The following is an 18268-nucleotide window of genomic DNA, read 5'->3' on the forward strand; positions in this document are numbered from 1 at the left end:
ATGGATCAATATAGGTCGAAAAATTTCTTAAATGCAGGAACAACTAGTGTTACAGGAGGCTCTTGTTTAATAGTAATTTTACCTAAACATGACGTGCCTTCTTTAAGAAAAATATCCGGCCCTTTAGCAGAAGTCCATTTATAGCCACTATACGATACAGCATCTCTTTCAAAATCAACGTACACCTCAAACAAAGGACCGCCTGTTAATAGTTGCTTGGTAAGCTGATCATTTTTAACAGAGGTTAGCATTCCTTGTTGTGTTATCGGAAAATCAGATACATACGTTACTTTTCCTTTTATAAAACCATATTCTTCAGGTTGCACGGTCGAAGGTACAATTAGAGCTTCCATTCCTTTTTTAATTTTTTTTCCATCTTTGGAAGGAATGTAAAGAATTCCTCTTAGTTGCGATTGTTTTGTGTTAATTGTATTTTTAAGTTTAAATAACGGAGATCCGGCTGAAACTACAATTCCGGCATCGGTTAAAACTTCAACTACTTCTCCGTCATAAGGACTTTTCACATTTCTTTGATTGTCATATTTTTCAGTTAAAAACTGAAGATTTCTTTCCGCTTCTGCAATTCTTTGTCTTTGTAATGTAACTTTCTGTTGTGTATCAAATCCCAAATTATTTTGTTGACTGGATGTTTCTACGATTTGTCCTTTTAATCTCTCGATTGTATTTTTTGAAGCCTCTATTTGTTGTTTTGTAGTTGCAACTTGCGATTTCGTTATTAAACTCTTTTCAAGAAGGGCATTCTCTGATTCCAATTGATTATTCAGAAATATGATTTTCTTTTTTTCGGATTCGATTTCACCTGTAATACTTACACGTGACTGACTAATTATTTGACCTTGTAACTGAGCGCCTTGATTTCCGTAAGACATTAGCTTTTCCATTTCAAATTTTCTGTCTGACAATACCACTTTTGCATCTTCTATTTGTTGAAATAGTTCCGGTTGACGTATTGTAGCTATAACATCTCCTTTTTTAACATTATTACCTATGGCTATTTTTAAGTCTACTAATTGTCCTTGTGCAGTAGCCACTACTTCATGAACGTCTCCACCCAATACAACGCCAACCACATCTAATTTTGTTTTTACGGTACCCATAAATGACCAGATTAATGCTGTAAAAACTGCCACCATAATGGTAATTAGAGCTATCCAGGCTTTTGTGCCGGTAACCTTAATCAATTGATCCAGTTTTTCCGGAGTAGAAAGTTTTTCTAATGCCGATTTTCTAAAAAAAGGTGCTGACATAATGTTATTTATTTTTAATTTTCCGTCTTCGGAATCGTATAAAATGCATTTTGAGTGATTTTGAACCCAAGCTCTTCTTTAGAAATAAGTGTACCGGTTTCATGTCTAAGAATTAGGATTGCATTTGAAAATTGTTCCCGTGCGCTTAAATTTTGTAATTCTGAAGAAGTAAGTCTTTCCTGAAATATCATCAAATTTAAAAGTGTAGTCAAACCTGCCTGAAACTTTATCTGTTCATTGTTATATGCATTTAGACAAAAACCATAAGCTTCTTCTGATTTTTCAACAATTAAAGCATTGTTAATCAAATTATTAATCGCTATATCGATATTCAATTCAATATTTCTTTGCGTGTTTTCATTTATTGTAGATTGATTTTGCAAAGCGATTTTACGTATTGCATAATTCCCTTTGGCCAGATTGTTATTCAGTGGAAAAGCAAATGTTAGTTTAGCTCCGCCTCCTACGTCCCGACCCTGATTATTAGTAAGAGAAGCCCAGGATTGGTCAATACCATTTCCGGCGCTTGTACTTCCATAATAAGCAAATGCTGATAAATTCAATACAGGTTTTAGATTGTTTTCTGCTACAAGGTACTGAAGTTCAACTGCTTTGTATTCTTCTCCATTTGCCTTTACATCACCCCTGTTGTCCTTGGCAAGTTTAATAAGTGCCTCTTTATTAATACTGCCCACATATCCGGATTCTGAAATAGTGGGAAAGTCATTAACCGGAATATCCAATTTTTGACTTTCTTCATCGATTAGACCAATAACTCTCCCTAAATTTAATCTTGCATTATATAGATCTTGTTTTGCAGAAGCGGTTAACCTTTCCTGATTGCTTAAATCTGCATTGACTTGGGCTAAATCACTTTCTGGTTTTTTATCCGCTTTTACAAGTTCAATAGTCATATTTAATACGTCTCTTACCCTATTTTCATTTTGAAGATAAATGGCCAGACTTTTATACGACGTATAGTAATTCCAATAGGCAATACCAATTTGCTCAACTTCATAAGAATTGGTAAATTCAGAATCATATTTACTTTTATTGATATAAAAAACAGAAGCTTTTTCTAAGGCTGTAGTTATCTTTGCTCCCCTTCCTCTTAAAAGAGGCTGGGTTAATTGAAGATTAACAGTGCTTAAATGATTACCATAAAAAGGACCCACGAGCTCATTAAAATTGTTGTAAGGATAATTACTATCTTTATAATTATAATTTAAGCTTAGATCCAGGATTTGTCCGGAACGTAATGCTTTTTGTAATCCCGCTGAAACATCCAACGAATTACTTTTTAGCGTTTTATCGACGTATTTATTCCTGGAATCAGCATCCAAAAGATTGTATCTATCATTTTTATATGCAATTTCAGAATTTAGGTTAAAGTCAAAAATACTCTTTTGAATTAGGAAATTACCCTCAGCATTTTGAATAGCGTAATTAGCAAATTTAATATTTGGATTTTTACTAAAAGCAATAGTTGAAACCTCTATTAAATCGCACTTAATTTTAGACTGACTATATAAGATACTACTAATCAACAAAATGCAAAACAAAAAGTAATTCCTCATATTTGAGCCTTAATAATTAACACTTAACTTAACTTCAGAAAACTTATTTAATATCTGACCGAAGCGTGCACCAGCCTGAGAAACTACATCTAATACTTTTGTATCAATTAAATCCTCTTCCTCAGGAGTTCCATATCCCAAACGATCTGTTGTTTTTCTTAACCTGTTGGAAAGAAATAATGCTAGTGAATAATAAAAATTAGCTTTGAAATCCGGATTTGAAGAAAGTCTCAATTCTATAGCATTTCGGGATATTTTATAAATTACAGATGTTTTTTTTGAAATAACAGAAACTGAAGGTGGTCTGGATTCTAAGAAAGACATTTCACCAACAACTTCTCCCGCTCCAAGAAGAGCAACTTCCTTTCCGTCAATTCCATCTGAAAAAATAGACAATTCGCCAGATAATAAAATGTATAAATTATCTACATAATTTCCTTTCCTGATCAGTGTTTCTCCAGTTTTTAATTCTATTTTTTGACCATTCTGGATCATCCATTCCAGATCTCTGTCATCTAATTGGCCTAAGAAAAAAAGCACTCGTTTCATAATATATATTTTTAAGGTTATGTTTATTTAATTATGCTTGATTAAAAAAATCATTAAAGAATCTTATAGACTTTTGTGTCAGACTCTTTAGGCTAATGAGTTTATTAATGCTTTGGGTGATATATTATATTGATCAATGAATAATTTTGAAAAATAATGGGAATCATTATATCCAACTGAATAAGAAACCTGAGAAATGGAATCCTGAATATAATTATCAATTAGCTCCTTTGCTTTATGCAGCCTTAAGATTCGAATGTATTTATTGGGAGTTAAGTAAACTAAATTGGCAATTTTTCTATGAAGCTGTCTTTCGCTTACCGCCATCTTATACGATAAATAACATAAATCGAGATCATTTTTAGAAATAGAATTATAAATTTCTTTTTCTAAGTTTATCAGCCATTTCTGATCGTTTTTTGTCACTTTTTCGGGAGTTATCTTGCCGGAACATACATCCTGAACATTCTTATTTGATTCATAAATATCAAAAATATCCGGTCGGCTTTGTATGGTTAAGCTTACTGATTTAGATTTAATTTCATTTAATATTTGCTCAATCAAATCATTGATTTCATTACTGCTCGAAAAAATAATTTCATTTTTAACCTCGTTTCCGGATGTGCTGGGAGTACTGGCTGTAATAATAGAATCTAGTGGACTTTTTATATGCAGGAACAGATGATTTAAAATATCTGGTGAAGACCAGTCTATTGCCGTTTTCTTTGCTGTTGTATTCATGATTTGTACTGGTAATTAATTCTATGATTACTAATTTTCAAAAATCGAGTACTACTATCTTTTTAAGCAGATTCAGAACCATTTGACTTTTCATTTTGAAAAATCTAAAAAAACAGACTTTACAAACAATTGATATGTTTGTATTACTTTACAATTATGCTGTTTTTATGGCTTTTATGAACTTCAAAATTCCTGGTTATAAATAATTCTGAAGTAATTTGATATGTCAAAGCTAGTGTAAGAGTTTTGTGTGGTTTTACACCTAAAGTGTAAAAAAAGTTAAAAATTGGTAACAGTTCAGCTCCTTTAAGCGATGGAACTTAAATTTTAAGTGATCTACGTGTTTTTTATACAGACGAAAAAGGCAGCTATTAGATAAGGATTGACCCAAATATAAATCGTGCAGAAACATCAAAAAGTAATGTAACAGAAACTCTTCTGATAAAAAATATCTAAAAGAGAATTACTAAATTTTGATTTTTTTAATGATTTCGGAGAAAAGAAAGAAGTCTGCAAAAAGGATTTGCATAACACAAGATGCTGGAAACTGCGTCTATATCATTTGTAATAATCTGCACTCACGCAGGATATCTTCGTCATTGCCTTTATCAATGCCTAAAATATCTTTTATTTTACTTTTGCGTTTTTTAACAGTGTCTTCAGAAACTTTTATAGTGTTTGCAATGGTTTTTATCTGACAACCCTGAGAAATAAGTGTTATGATTTGGCGGTCAACACTATCAAAATGACCTTCGGCCAACAAGCGTTCTGTTTTTGCTTTTTTAGCAGTTTTACTAAAATAGCTTTCGCCATTCATGAGCTTTTCATAAGCCAACAACAATTCTTCATCGTCAAAATCAGTTTTGACCATTATTCCGTTGACATGAGTTTTTTGAAAAATATTGTACAAAATAACACTTTCAAAATGCGAAGTAATAATTAATGTTTTTGCACCGGGAATATGTTTGTGAACTAAAAGTGCTAAATCACCACCATTTAAAATGTCTTTTTCAGGGAAAGGTGGCAAGCTATAATCCAGCATTACCAAATCAAAAGAAATTGGCTGGGTTTCATCTGAAATACGATCATAAGCGGCCTTACAATTATTTGCAGAATAAAACTCTAACTCATGCCCTAACTTATTGTGAGAGAGAATGGTTTGATATCCAGTAATCATCGAAGAGTGGTCTTCAACTATTAGTATTTTTTTTGTCATTGGTCTTTAAAACTCAAAACTATTGAATTCTATCGGAATTGACAAATTTATTTTTGTACCAATATTTTGTTGAGATTCCAGGGAGAATTGTCCCTTAAGTTCCATTGCGCGATGATTCATGTTTTTTAATCCAATTCCTTTTTTTGATTGCGTCAAATCAAAACCTTTACCGTTGTCGGCAATTTGAATACTTATACCTGTTTCACTCTTGGCAATTGCAATTGTTATGACATGAGCATCAGCATATTTATTGATGTTTTGCAATGCTTCCTGAAAAATTCTGTAAAGATTCATTTTTACATTTATATCCACCAATGACCAGTCTATCCTCGGATCAATTTCTATATCTATTTTAGTTATAGGATTTTGGTTTAATTCCGTAAATAATGCCTTTATCGTGGTTTCAAAATCATCAGATCCTGAAAAAACATTCGTATTAAGTTCGTGTGTCAGATTGCGAATTTCTTCTTCGATATTTCTCATCTGAGCGATATATACCAGATGTTTTTTTATTGTTTCCTCTGATTGACTATATTTTATTTCGTACAAATTCATTCGTATAGCCGACAATTTTCCAATTATGCCATCGTGCAGTTCTCGGGAGATGCGTTGCTTTTCGATAAGTTTGCCTTCTTCCATTTTTTGCTGATTTGAAAGCATTAAATTATAAATTTGCGAATCGTTTAGCGCTTGTTCTTGTTTTCGAAACAGTTTTTCAAGTTTGATGTTTCTGTTTTTATGATATAAAATAATTAACAATAATAGCAATACCAGGGCACTCATTATTGCATACAGAATGAATTGTTTTGAGATTTCATTCTTTTTATTCTCAGCTACTATTTTTTCCTGAATTATCTGGTCGGTTTCAAACTCTATCCGGGCATATTTATTACGAGAAGTACGCTCTACAGCCTGAAGACTATCTTTAAGATTAATGTATCTATTGGTATAATAGAATTCGTTCTCAGGATTTGCGACGGTTAATAATTTAAGAATGTTGAGTTCGTCTTCAAAAAGATTATTTTCATGCGCCTTGAGCAACGCGTCTTTTAAGTAGTAATTTGCTATTGAAAAGTTTCTTTGATTTAAATGATATTCTCCTAAATAAGTTTTGGATGTAATCTGAACTGGAATATTGTTTATTTTTTCGCCAATTTTTAAGGTTTCTTCAAACTGTTTCAATGACGATTTATTACCCAGTTTAAATTTAGAATAAGCCAGTTTATTGGTAAGATAACAATAAATTGGAGGATCTGTTTTTTTGAAATTGGCTATAGCTAATCCTTGTTTTGCAAATGCAATAGCTTTTTTGTATTCCTGGGTTTTTACATATATATTGGCGATATGATTATAAGGCTGGCATTTGTAAGATAAATAATTTGGATTTGATTTTAACTTTTCAGAAATTTCGATAGCTTTGTTATAGTAATCTACAGCTTTTTCGTAATTATTTAAACCTACCAGCGTGCTTCCTAAAGTGAGATAACAATTGTAAATCAGTAGATTATTATTTTTTTCAATTCCAAATTTTAAGGCTTCAATCGCTAATTTTTCAGCACCTACGTAGTCATTTTTAAAAGATAAAATTTCTGCTTTCCATATCTTTACATTTCCCAGTAAATTCTCATTTTTTTTTTTCAAAAGAACTTTTTCTGATTTTGTAAAGTAATAATAGGCAGAATCATATTTTGTTTCTTTATTGTAAACAGTTGCAATACTGTAGCTTGCATTTTGAATACCTTCATTATCTTTTAATAAAGTTGATTTTTGATACAGTTTTTGAAGTAACTCCAGACATTTTTCAGTCTCCCCAAGTTGTAAAAATGAATCTGCCAATTCATAATAATAGTCAGCAGAGATTACTAAAGCATTATTTTTTTGAATAATTTCAGAGGCCAATAAAGCCTTTTGTAACCTTTCATTTTTAGTTTTATTTTTGTTTGTAGAAATCGCAATCAACGAATCTAACTCACTAGCATTTAGAGCGTAAGGATTTTCATTTTTACGCTCGCAGCTAATAAAAAAAATACTAAAAAATAATATTGTTGTAAGTAGTTTCAATCGTGCTTAATTATATAAAGGTAAAAGTACATTTTTTTTAACTTTTTAATATGTTTAAAAAATAATACTAAAAACTAAAAGTTATTTTTTTGGTGGGATTATGCTTCCAGGATTATTTGGATCAACGTCAGCGCGAGTTTCGATTTTAGCCTTTGGTGTTTCAGTTTCAATTTCGTCTGCAGTACAAGAATTTAAAGTGGCTAACAGTGATATAATGGCGATAATATAATAAAAATGTTTCATGGTGTTTTTTGGTTTAGTTTAGAAAATATTTATTGGAACAACAACTTTGTATTAGCCGTTGAGTGATTAAAAAATGTTTTTAGGAATTCCTTGTACTTGTAATATTACTTAGACAAATCTATACCGATTTTAAAGTTTTACTTTAGACTAAAAGTGTAAAAAATGTTAAAATTCTTACTTTAAATATTATATTTTAAGAAAAGTTAACTGATTAATGTACCAAATAATGTCATCTTTTAGTCTAACATTGAATTGCTAAATACCAAAAAAGCGGTATGGTTTTATCACTATAAATCATAAGAAAATGTTTTATAATGGCGTTTTAATGACGTTTTGAGAATCAGAAAAAGGTTAACTCTCTGGAGAAGATTGTAACGGCAAAACCTCAAATGTACCTTGCTTTTAGCATGGGAACATTTGAGGTTGCGGCTTATTTGTTTATTTTTAATTAGTAGCTCTACGAAAGGCTTTCCAAAATTATATTTTTTTGAAATTCTAAATCTTCTAATGAAAGTTTGTTTATTTTTCTTTCTATATTTTCTACTGCGCTAAGTTCAAAGTAATCTTCAATTACTCCAAACTCTGTATGTAAATCTCTGGAAGATGAATTTACCTCAAAATAAGGAATGTCACCTCTCATCATTTGTGCTGTTTCGTGTTTGTAGATAAAACGCAAATTAGAGTCGAGAGGCACGTTTTTGAAAGCAATTGAAAAATAGTCTTCTATTTTTTGTTTATAAAGTTCCTTATTTTTTAAATTTTGCGGTAAGCTCATCAGTCTCAAAATGCGTCCATAAGCATTCGTAGGCCGCCAGATATGTCTTATAGGTTGATTATGGAATTTTTGTATTGGAGATTCTTTAGATAATAGAAAGGACTTTTGCTTTAATAAAAGGGTATAACATTCCTCGAACCCCATAAGGAATTCCTGTAAATACTTATCAATAAAAACCTTCTCCCCATTTAAAGTCGGAATATTTTTTTTAATATACTCCTCTTTCATTTCCTTATTTACCATCTTCCAGTCTTTAGTATATGAATTGACTCCGGTTCTTTTATAATAAAAACCATATGTTTTTTTGGAGTATCCCAGACCACACATTACACAAGAAGAGGAATTTTCATCCTTGCTGGGTAACAAACCCGACATAAGCAGCGAATCTCCTAATTGATCTAAATCACTATATTTATCCAGGTCAGATGTACCAAAATATTTTGTTAGACTATCATTAATCATTGGCTGTATTATGGTTTCATGATCAATAAATACTAGTGAATCTCCATTAGCAATAAGATTTTCTGCATGAAAATCAGTGGCGTTTAATACATACAAAACACAGGATAAATATCCGGCTCTCTCATAATATCTTTTAATTTCTTCTTCTGTATTACAAGCTTTTTCTATTACGAATTCTTGCCAGTGGTATTGGTTTTTATTTAAGATGTTATACTTATAATTACCCAAAGAAAAAGAATCATTTAACCAATCTGATAGTTGAAAAAAAGGAAGTGAAATGGCTCCATTTGTAGGTTTATAAACTAAGTTGCCATTTTCAAAATCAATTATAGCTGTTGATGCACCATTATGAAAATCACCTTCGCCAAGTTTAATGTCTTGAATTTCTTCATCATTGTGTTTAATCAAACCATTATTAAACAACTCAGCAGAATCATTTTTATAGGAATGTAATATTTTTTCATACAATTTCTGAATATTATTTTTTTGGAGTGGTAAAATCTCGCCTAAAACAGGAAATAGCTGACCCAGGTTTTTCCAGTCATTATTTTTTAAATCCTCAAAAAAATCTTCAAAAATTAAATCTTTATTGTTTGCAATGCTAATAGATAATAGATCTACTATACTTTTTTCATATAAGGAGCAAATAGCCGAATTGGTTTTTTCCTGAACCTGGAAAGGTGTGTCTATTATATTCATATTTTTTATCTTATATTTAATCAAAGCTCAATTTCAATGTTTTAACGCCTTAAATTTACAACTAACAGAAAAAGAGGCTGTTTTGAGTTTTCAAACAGCCTCTTTTTATTACTTGAAAACAAGTTTTATACTAACTCTTTATTTTAGCAAGACAAAAAGTAACAACTTTCTACAGCTAGCGCTGCTTCTTTTCCACCAGCAACCAAATTTAAATCTTCCTGAGTTAATTCGATTGCATCTGAATCTCCATCAAGCAAAACATATTGTGTTGCAGATACATTTACATAAATTGTATTCTTATCCGTTTGATCAAAAACAACTATGTTTCTTGTTTCTCTTTCGATAAGTTCTGGGTAAAGCTCTGCAATTGCTGCTTTAGGATTTTTTACCAATCTTTCTTTAAAAGAAGCATCATTAAGAGATTTAAGGATAACTTCTCTAACTTTTACTTTTGAATCGTCTGTTAATTGAATTTTACTCATGATTTTAATATTTTAATATTTATATTTAATTTTTAATGTACCTAGTCGTACATTGTTTTTGGGTTTATCAATTTTAAAAAATTGTATTCAGCACAATTTCTTAAAATTGATGATTTTTTTATACTAACTCTTTGTTTAGCAAGATAAAAAGTAACAACTTTCTACAGCTAGCGCTGCCTCTTTTCCACCAGCTACTAAATTTAAATCTTCCTGAGTTAATTCGATTGCATCTGAATCTCCGTCAAGCAAAACATATTGCGTTGCAGATACATTTACATAAATTGTATTTTTATCGGTTTGATCAAAAACAACTATGTTTCTTGTTTCTCTTTCGATAAGCTCAGGGTAAAGCTCTGCGATTGCTGCTTTAGGATTTTTTACTAATCTTTCTTTAAAAGAAGCATCATTAAGAGATTTAAGGATAACTTCTCTAACTTTTACTTTTGAATCGTCTGTTAATTGAATTTTACTCATGATTTTAATATTTTAATATTTATATTTAATTTTTAATGTACCTAGTCGTACATTGTTTTTGGGTTTATCAATTTTAAAAAATTGTATTCAGCACAATTTCTTAAAATTGATGATTTTTTTATACTAACTCTTTGTTTAGCAAGATAAAAAGTAACAACTTTCTACAGCTAGCGCTGCCTCTTTTCCACCAGCTACTAAATTTAAATCTTCCTGAGTTAATTCGATTGCATCTGAATCTCCGTCAAGCAAAACATATTGCGTTGCAGATACATTTACATAAATTGTATTTTTATCGGTTTGATCAAAAACAACTATGTTTCTTGTTTCTCTTTCGATAAGCTCAGGGTAAAGCTCTGCGATTGCTGCTTTAGGATTTTTTACTAATCTTTCTTTAAAAGAAGCATCATTAAGAGATTTAAGGATAACTTCTCTAACTTTTACTTTTGAATCGTCTGTTAATTGAATTTTACTCATGATTTTAAATTTTAAGGTTTTTATTTAAGGTTAATGTTTATACTTAATTTGTATGCTTTCGGGTTTATCAATTTTAAAAAATTGCATTCAGTACAATCTTTTAAAATATTATTCTTTACAACCTGATACAATTTTTGAGTGTAGAAAATAAAGAATCTGTTAAATTCTTCCACATCATTTGCTCGCCTCCTGCAATTGCTTCCAGCTGGTCTTCTGTAAGTTCCAGATTCTCTATTTCTGGTTCTGCAGGCAGATTTACATATACTTTAGATCTATCTGTTTGGTCAACAACAACCAACTCTTTTCCCTCCGGCAAAACTATCTTAACACCTGTTAGTTTTTCTATTGCTTCTACAGGATTCACCAATAATTCTTTTCTAAATTTGATGTCTTCCCAAGCTTTAGAAATGACCTTTTGTATAACTTGCTGCTTTCTGTCTTCCATAGTATTTGATTTCTATAATGTAAAGATAAAACTACTTTTATGTGTAAATTTGCCAGATAATACTCCAAAACTGACAAAATTGATTTTTATTAAATATTTTAGAAGAAACTTTTCTCTATTGAAAACCTGGCTTGATTATAGAGATATTGGTTCGAAATCCACGTATTATATAAGCCCTTATTAGAAATTATTTTATGATAAAAAAAGTCATTTATTTTTTCGGTAAACAATTCCTTATTTTCAAAATTTAGCTTAATGACAAGTTTTGTTAAATCAATCAGTAAAGCTATTTTTAGAATATCATAATGTTTATTATAGGCTTGCTGAAAAAAGGAAATTAATAAATCAAAGTATTCCTCATAATGGCCATTTTTTAAATGCTTATTTACGGAAATCCAATCGTAAATTATTTGTCTGTCAGGATTGTCGATTCCAAAATTCAAATCTATGTTCCATTCATTTGGCAAAAAATCAAAATGATTATTCAAATTAGACTTGACTGTACTTTCAACAATACTTATAAAGGCTTCATGAGCAAAATACTCTCTTACATAAGGATTTTTACTCCAGTAGAAATTGTTATTAAAGATATTTCCAAACAAACCTTCGTTGTATTCTCCGTTAAACAAGTAATGCATTAAACTTTTTGCTGTTTTATTACCTAATTTCATTTGATTACTTGCAAAATATATTCTCGATATATTTTTATTTTGTTCAAAGCATCTTGTGCATAAAGTATATATGCCCTGTTTTATTAAATATTCGATTAGAGCAGTAGCTTCCAATGTAAAAAGAAGTGCTTTGTCAAAATTTTCAGTTTTGTGATAATACAGTGCCTTAACAGTTAATGTTCGCTGTTTTACATATATATATTGATTCCCTAAAAAGGAATTTTCAATTTCTTGCTCTATTGCTAAATATTTTTTAAAAGAATCATCTAAACCCGTAGTTTTAGATAACAATTCCTTTACAATCTCAGTCAATTCTTTACGAATATTATCAATCCTTGCACTATCTTCTTTATTCACTCCACATATTTCTTTTAATTCCTTTTCGTGGAGAGCTTCAAACAATTTCATTTCGTCTTCTTCAAAGAAAGATCTTTCTATAGATTTTGGGAAAGAAGGAATTAAATACAAAAATTCCTCTATTTTTTCATACTCTAAAGTTGTTGTTCTCATATTTGAATGTTTTTTTGTTAAATTGAAAAGTGTTTTTTTTTAAACTTTTATTGTCTGTTTTTTTTACATACAAAGTGTCAAATTTTAAAAGAGACTAAGTTTTCTTAATCATAAAGATAAAGCGGGGGTTTTCTATAAATTTGCCAAATAGACTGACAAAAAGGAACTTAAAAATTAATATCCTTTTCTACAAAATACATCTTGAGTTCTCCCTTGCCCTTTGCCTGAATACTTCCTCGATATTCGAAACGAAAGCATTCTTCATTTTTTATGAGATTATAAAGCGATTCACTGATGTTCACTTTACCTACGATACCATTGCTTTCAATCCTGCTGGCGGTATTTACAGTATCACCCCATACATCATATTGAAATTTCTTTATCCCTACAATACCCGCTACAATTGGTCCTGCATGAATACCTAATCGCATCTCAAAAGCCGGATTATTACTGGCATCATTCTTAATTTTTCTTTGAGCCATAAAATCCTGCATTTCTAATCCTGCCAATACAATATTTGTCAAAGATTGTTGATCTGGTTTGGGGATTCCTCCCGCAGCCATATAAGAGTCTCCAATTGTTTTGATTTTCTCTATATTGTATTTTTCGGTGATCAAATCAAAAGCTTTGAAACAGGCATTTATTTCTTCGACTAAATTTTTAGGAGACATTTTCTCAGCGGTTTGAGTAAAGGATTTAAAATCTGAAAAAAGTATAGAAACTAAATTAAAGTCACGGGCATTCACAAAACCCTTTTGTTTTAGTTCTTGTGCTATTTCTTCCGGCAAAATATTGAGTAAAAGTTCATCAGAAAGGTCTTTTTCTATTTTCAACGCTATTTTAGATTTTCGCGTGTAGTTTAATCTATTCCATAATCCTAAAGCTATGAGAACAATAAAACACAAAGAGATAATAATAATATTTTGTTGCTTTTCCTTTTTTTGTACTTCTTCTTTATGTTTGGATTCAACAACATGATCTTTCCTTACATGAGATATGCTATCCAGTAATTGTTGATGCTGAAACTCCATAATCATCATTTTATTAGAAGTTTCTCCAGATTTTAAGCTGTCTTTGAAGTTATTTGATTTTTCATAAAAATAAAGCGCCAATTTGTCGTTTTGGGCAACCTTATAAGCATTATACAAACACTCACAAGCCTCTTTTTCAACTGACATTGCACCTATTTTTTCGGCATTCTTATATCCTTTTAAGCATTTAGCAATTGCTTGTTTGTTTTGATTTAATTTGTTTAGTATTTTTCCAAGGGCAACTTCTGCGATACTTATATATTGTAAACTATTAATTTCAGTAGCATATTTAAGTGACAGGTTATAGTAATATAGTGCTCTCTCAAAATTTGATTGTTTAAAAAACAATTCTCCTAAACTGGATAATACTTCAATTTTTAATTGTTTGTCATTGATTTTACCTGCATTAATTAGTGCCTGGTCCAGATTTTTCTGAGCTTTATCGTAATTATGTAATTTTATATAAACGATTCCTGAAGCATTTAAGTTTTGAGATATGGCTTTTACATCCGTACTGTTTTTATAAATGGAATACGATTTATCATAGTATTTCAGTGCATTTGAGTAGTCTTCAACCTGCGAATAGATTCCGCCAATATTTTGCGAAGTTGCCGCAATCATTTTTGTATCGTTTAGTTCTTGCTGAATAACAATAGCTTGTTTGTAGTAGTTTAAGGCATTAAGATAATTTCCTAAGTAATAATAAACACCTCCAATATTATTTAATATCGAAGAGATTCCTTTTTTATATTTTGTTTTTTTATATTCCTCGGTACTTTTCTTAAAAAAAAACAAAGCATTTGAATAATCTCCCTGATAATAATAAGTTACCGCTTTATAACTATAACAATCACCCACTTTTCGACTTTTACCCAAAGATTTATAAAAGACTAAACTTTTATCGAAATACAGTAACGATTTTGGATAGTCGCCTGCATCCTGACTTTTCATACCTAAATTAAGAATGGAATCGGCATTCTTACTATTTATCACGATCTCTTTTTGCTTCGTTTTTGATTGACCAAAAAACAGCATTCCATTAAATAATAGAAATACAGAGAAAACAATATGTATGTTTCTTTTCATGAATATGTATGTTTTAATAAATATCAAAACGTACATATTCAACTCTGGAATAGGTACGTTTTTTAATTTTTAAAATTGCCAATAGGTTAATTTTATTAAAAGAGATTACCAGAAAGATTGGTAGGCTTAATAATGATAGGCGGGGTTATATCTCCATCTCCACCAGCAACTAGATCAAGCTGTTCTTCATTCAATTCTACATCTTCCATATTGACTTCAGCAGGAATGTTGATGAAAATTGTCGACGAATCTGTCTGATCAACAAATGCAATATTTTTACCTTCGGGCAAATGAATTGGGTGTCCTAAAAAACTTTCTATTGTCGCGACGGGACTAGTTATCAAATTGCTTTTAAAAGTTGGATCTTCCCAGGCTTTTTTAACAATGGCATCCAGATTTTTTTGGTCGTTAGTTAATTCCATTTTTCTTATTATTAGTTAATTCCTTTTTACATTGGGGAAATTAGCTTCTTTTTTAAGTATAGAATTGCCAAATACGCTGACAAAATAATTTGTTATTTAACCAACTTGATTATTGTTATTAGTTTTTCTTTTAATTTCTTCATCAAAAGTATATCGAAATAATTTTTAGGGAATTAGAAAAAAAACAGGTAAAATACACGAAGTAAAATTGAAATCTTGAAATCCAGAAAGTACCAATAATAAAAATAATCTGCGATTGCAGGTTCTTTCTTAAAAAGTAAATGGTAATAAGAAATCAACTGTATTACCAAACCTATCAACTGGTCTATATAAATGTAAACCTAAGCTTGAAATATACTGCCTGCAATATAATAGACTTCGGATAGTAAAGCTCTTTCGTATTCATTTTTAAATGGATTTAAAATTCAAAAATAAAAGTTATTGCCGGATGCGACAGCACCACACTTAGAATCCAAACTTCAATTATAGAGACCTCACAGATAAATTATAAATAATTCAGACTATTTTTTTTTATTTATTATTTGTAATTAATCTAAATAAACCTAGATTTGCAGTCTCAAAAATAAATAACCGCCATGAAGTTTACATTCTCCTTAATGCTGCTTGCCGTTTTTAATATTGGCCTGGCACAAAATGCCAAAATCACCGGAAAGATTGTTTCCGAAAATAATGAAGCTGTTTCCTTTGCTTCTGTCTCAATTAAAAGCCTTAAAAAAAATACCAGTTCTGACGACAAAGGAAATTTTGAAATCAATAATCTGACACCAGGAAATTATACTTTATCTTTTTCTTCGATGGGATTTTCTGTTCAGGAAAAAACAGTTGAACTTCATGAAAATGAAAACCTTGAAGTTTCGATAGTTTTACAGGAAAACGTAAATACGCTGCAGACTGTAGAAATTACAGGCCGTAAAGAGAAATCATATAAAAACACGAAATCTTTTATCGGAGCCAAAACAGAAATTGCTTTAAAAGATTTACCACAGGCCGTTTCGTATGCTACCAAAGAGTTAATTGCCGATCAGGGTGCTATCCGCGTAGGCGAAGTGGTGAAAAATTTCAGCGGGGTGAGCCAGTTTACTTTTTATGATGATATTTCGATTAGAGGTTTTAGAATAAACGGAGGAAGCAACACCCAGTTACTGAATGGTATGCGAACCTCTACAGGATTCTGGAAACAGCCACTTGCCAATTATCTGGAACGTGTTGAAGTTTTGAAAGGGCCTTCATCTGCTTTGTTTGGAAACGCTTCTCCCGGAGGAGTTATCAACAGAGTTACCAAAAAACCTTTGGATCAGGCTGCAAACAGCGTAAGTTTTTCTACAGGAAGTTTTAATACTTTAAGAGCTTTAGCCGATTTTACAGGGCCACTAACTGAGGATAAATCGCTTTTATACCGATTGAACTTAGGTTATGAAAATGCAAATTCTTTTAGGGATTTACAATTCGATAAAAATATTGTCCTTGCTCCTTCCCTGTCTTTTCTTCCAAATGATAAAACCAGTGTCAATTTTGATCTGATTTACACAAGTTCAAAAAGTATATTGGACCGTGGACAATCAACTTATGAAAATACTTTATACTCTACCAAAATATCCAATTCATTAAATTCTACCAACGATTATTTAAATGAAGAAACATACATTGTCACGACTTCCTTAAATCATCAATTTACAGATCGTTTGTCCTTTTCAGGATCTTACATTCGTACCGGTTATACAGAAGATCTTTTGGAACACCGAGGTGCCAATAAATATGCATCTGCGGGTGACGGATCTACGATTCCGACTTCTATAGAAATGCAGGTTTTTATGCGAAAACGTAAACGCTATATCGATAATCTTTCGACCTTTTTTAAATACGAAGCCAAAACCGGAGCTTTAGAACATAACCTGATTTTAGGTTACGATTATGCACAGGAGGAAGTTCCTTCCGGAGGTTCACAATTGCAGGCTACAGGATATAGAAATGCTGCAAATACAGGATCGATTGCAACGTATAATCCAGCTAATAAAGCCAATTATTTATTGGATTCTAAAGGTAATCCGGTGCCTAACGTGGCGCATTTTGACCTGACAAATCCGTCTGGGTCACAGCAGTTAAAAGACATGAGCAAGTATTTTTATGCAGCCCGTCCTTTTGATCCTACTTTTTATTCTTTATACGGAGTTTATCTTCAGGACCATATTAAGTTTGGTGCATTTCAGGCTTTAATTGGGGTGCGTTACGACGAATATAGTGATAAGGAAAACTACAAAAAGACAAATGAAAACAAAGTAAAACAGCATTCGTTTTTACCCCGTTTTGGACTTACATATACCGTTAATCCAAACATTAATTTGTACGGAACTTACGTAAAAGGATATAACCCACAAACGGCTTCTTCTTTATCAAACCCAAATGCGGGAGGACCTTTTAATCCGCTGGAAAGTAATATGATTGAGTTTGGAGGAAAATCTTCGTGGTTTAAAGAGAGACTTTTTGTAACGGTTGCCCTTTTCAAAATTAAGCAGAAAAACACTTTATATCCGGCAAACGATACTACAAATCCTGATTTAATGCGTGCTGTAGGTGAAGAAGAATCGAAAGGTATTGAAATTGATGTGAACGGAAATATTACACGAAACTGGAGTATTTCTGCCGCTTATTCTTATAATGAAGCTGCAATTTCTGAAAGCCCGATTGAATCTGAAATTGGAAGACAAAAACCAAATACTCCACGCCAGCAGGGTAATTTATGGACACGTTATAATTTTACTGAAGGAGCTTTGAAAGATTTTGGACTTGGTTTTGGAAGCAATTTTGCAACCACACGTACACTTAGCCAAACCGACCAGCAGACACTTCCTGGCTATACTTTATTTAATGCGGCATTGTATTACAGCATTAATAAATTTAAAATCCAGGTAAATGCCAATAACATATTGAATAAAACCTACTGGGTTGGTGGTTATGATTATATTCGATTGTTTCCTGGGGCGCCTTCCAACTGGCTTTTAACTCTTGGTTACTCCTTTTAAGAAAGTCAAGTTATCAGAAACTCTTCTTTGGTATTTATTTA

Annotated in this window: 16 protein-coding genes; 1 reads left to right on the plus strand and 15 read right to left on the minus strand. The window is 31.2% G+C overall.

The genetic code is table 11. The annotated features are described in order from the left end of the window. Positions 1–5: 5 nt before the first annotated feature. From B0M43_RS18380 to B0M43_RS18445, 15 genes are all read right to left on the minus strand, one after another. On the minus strand, positions 6–1268 hold the full coding sequence (locus tag B0M43_RS18380; RefSeq protein ID WP_078007648.1) for an NHLP bacteriocin system secretion protein: 1263 nt from the start codon (positions 1266–1268) through the stop codon (positions 6–8). Between the two features lie 14 nt (positions 1269–1282). Next, positions 1283–2845, minus strand: a complete 1563-nt coding sequence (locus B0M43_RS18385) for a TolC family protein (protein WP_078007649.1) — start codon at positions 2843–2845, stop codon at positions 1283–1285. A gap of 9 nt (positions 2846–2854) precedes the next feature. Continuing rightward, complete coding sequence (locus B0M43_RS18390) at positions 2855–3394, minus strand: cyclic nucleotide-binding domain-containing protein (RefSeq protein WP_078007650.1); 540 nt, start codon at positions 3392–3394, stop codon at positions 2855–2857. An 87-nt stretch (positions 3395–3481) separates the two neighbouring features. Then, a complete protein-coding gene (locus B0M43_RS18395) occupies positions 3482–4135 on the minus strand; it encodes a helix-turn-helix transcriptional regulator (protein ID WP_078007651.1) in 654 nt (217 codons plus the stop codon). A gap of 553 nt (positions 4136–4688) precedes the next feature. Next, positions 4689–5351, minus strand: coding sequence for a response regulator (locus B0M43_RS18400; protein WP_065450030.1), 663 nt, complete (start codon positions 5349–5351; stop codon positions 4689–4691). A 6-nt stretch (positions 5352–5357) separates the two neighbouring features. Further along, the gene (locus B0M43_RS18405) at positions 5358–7412 is read right to left on the minus strand and encodes a tetratricopeptide repeat-containing sensor histidine kinase (protein WP_078007652.1); all 2055 of its coding nucleotides are present in this window, start codon (positions 7410–7412) and stop codon (positions 5358–5360) included. A gap of 81 nt (positions 7413–7493) precedes the next feature. Further along, positions 7494–7655 (minus strand): hypothetical protein, encoded by a 162-nt coding sequence (locus tag B0M43_RS24500; protein ID WP_158596328.1) that lies wholly within the window; start codon positions 7653–7655, stop codon positions 7494–7496. A gap of 457 nt (positions 7656–8112) precedes the next feature. Continuing rightward, a complete protein-coding gene (gene lanM, locus B0M43_RS18410) occupies positions 8113–9615 on the minus strand; it encodes a type 2 lanthipeptide synthetase LanM (protein WP_123921816.1) in 1503 nt (500 codons plus the stop codon). 119 nt (positions 9616–9734) lie between these two features. Continuing rightward, on the minus strand, positions 9735–10073 hold the full coding sequence (locus B0M43_RS18415) for a hypothetical protein (RefSeq protein WP_065450027.1): 339 nt from the start codon (positions 10071–10073) through the stop codon (positions 9735–9737). 135 nt (positions 10074–10208) lie between these two features. Next, positions 10209–10547 (minus strand): hypothetical protein, encoded by a 339-nt coding sequence (locus B0M43_RS18420; protein ID WP_065450027.1) that lies wholly within the window; start codon positions 10545–10547, stop codon positions 10209–10211. A gap of 135 nt (positions 10548–10682) precedes the next feature. Then, positions 10683–11021 (minus strand): hypothetical protein, encoded by a 339-nt coding sequence (locus B0M43_RS18425; RefSeq protein WP_065450027.1) that lies wholly within the window; start codon positions 11019–11021, stop codon positions 10683–10685. A gap of 115 nt (positions 11022–11136) precedes the next feature. Beyond that, positions 11137–11466, minus strand: coding sequence for an NHLP leader peptide family RiPP precursor (locus B0M43_RS18430; RefSeq protein WP_078007654.1), 330 nt, complete (start codon positions 11464–11466; stop codon positions 11137–11139). A gap of 98 nt (positions 11467–11564) precedes the next feature. Next, entirely contained in the window at positions 11565–12647 is a 1083-nt protein-coding gene (locus B0M43_RS18435; protein ID WP_078007655.1) for a hypothetical protein, read from the minus strand. A gap of 167 nt (positions 12648–12814) precedes the next feature. After that, positions 12815–14764 (minus strand): adenylate/guanylate cyclase domain-containing protein, encoded by a 1950-nt coding sequence (locus tag B0M43_RS18440; protein WP_168199957.1) that lies wholly within the window; start codon positions 14762–14764, stop codon positions 12815–12817. Positions 14765–14859: 95 nt separating this feature from the next. After that, positions 14860–15186 (minus strand): hypothetical protein, encoded by a 327-nt coding sequence (locus B0M43_RS18445; protein ID WP_078007657.1) that lies wholly within the window; start codon positions 15184–15186, stop codon positions 14860–14862. 596 nt (positions 15187–15782) lie between these two features. On the opposite strand from B0M43_RS18445, the gene B0M43_RS18450 reads away from it, so the two are divergent. Further along, complete coding sequence (locus B0M43_RS18450) at positions 15783–18227, plus strand: TonB-dependent receptor (RefSeq protein WP_078007658.1); 2445 nt, start codon at positions 15783–15785, stop codon at positions 18225–18227. Positions 18228–18268: the final 41 nt, after the last annotated feature.

This window comes from Flavobacterium sp. KBS0721 (genome assembly GCF_002007065.3).
GTDB lineage: Bacteria > Bacteroidota > Bacteroidia > Flavobacteriales > Flavobacteriaceae > Flavobacterium > Flavobacterium piscis.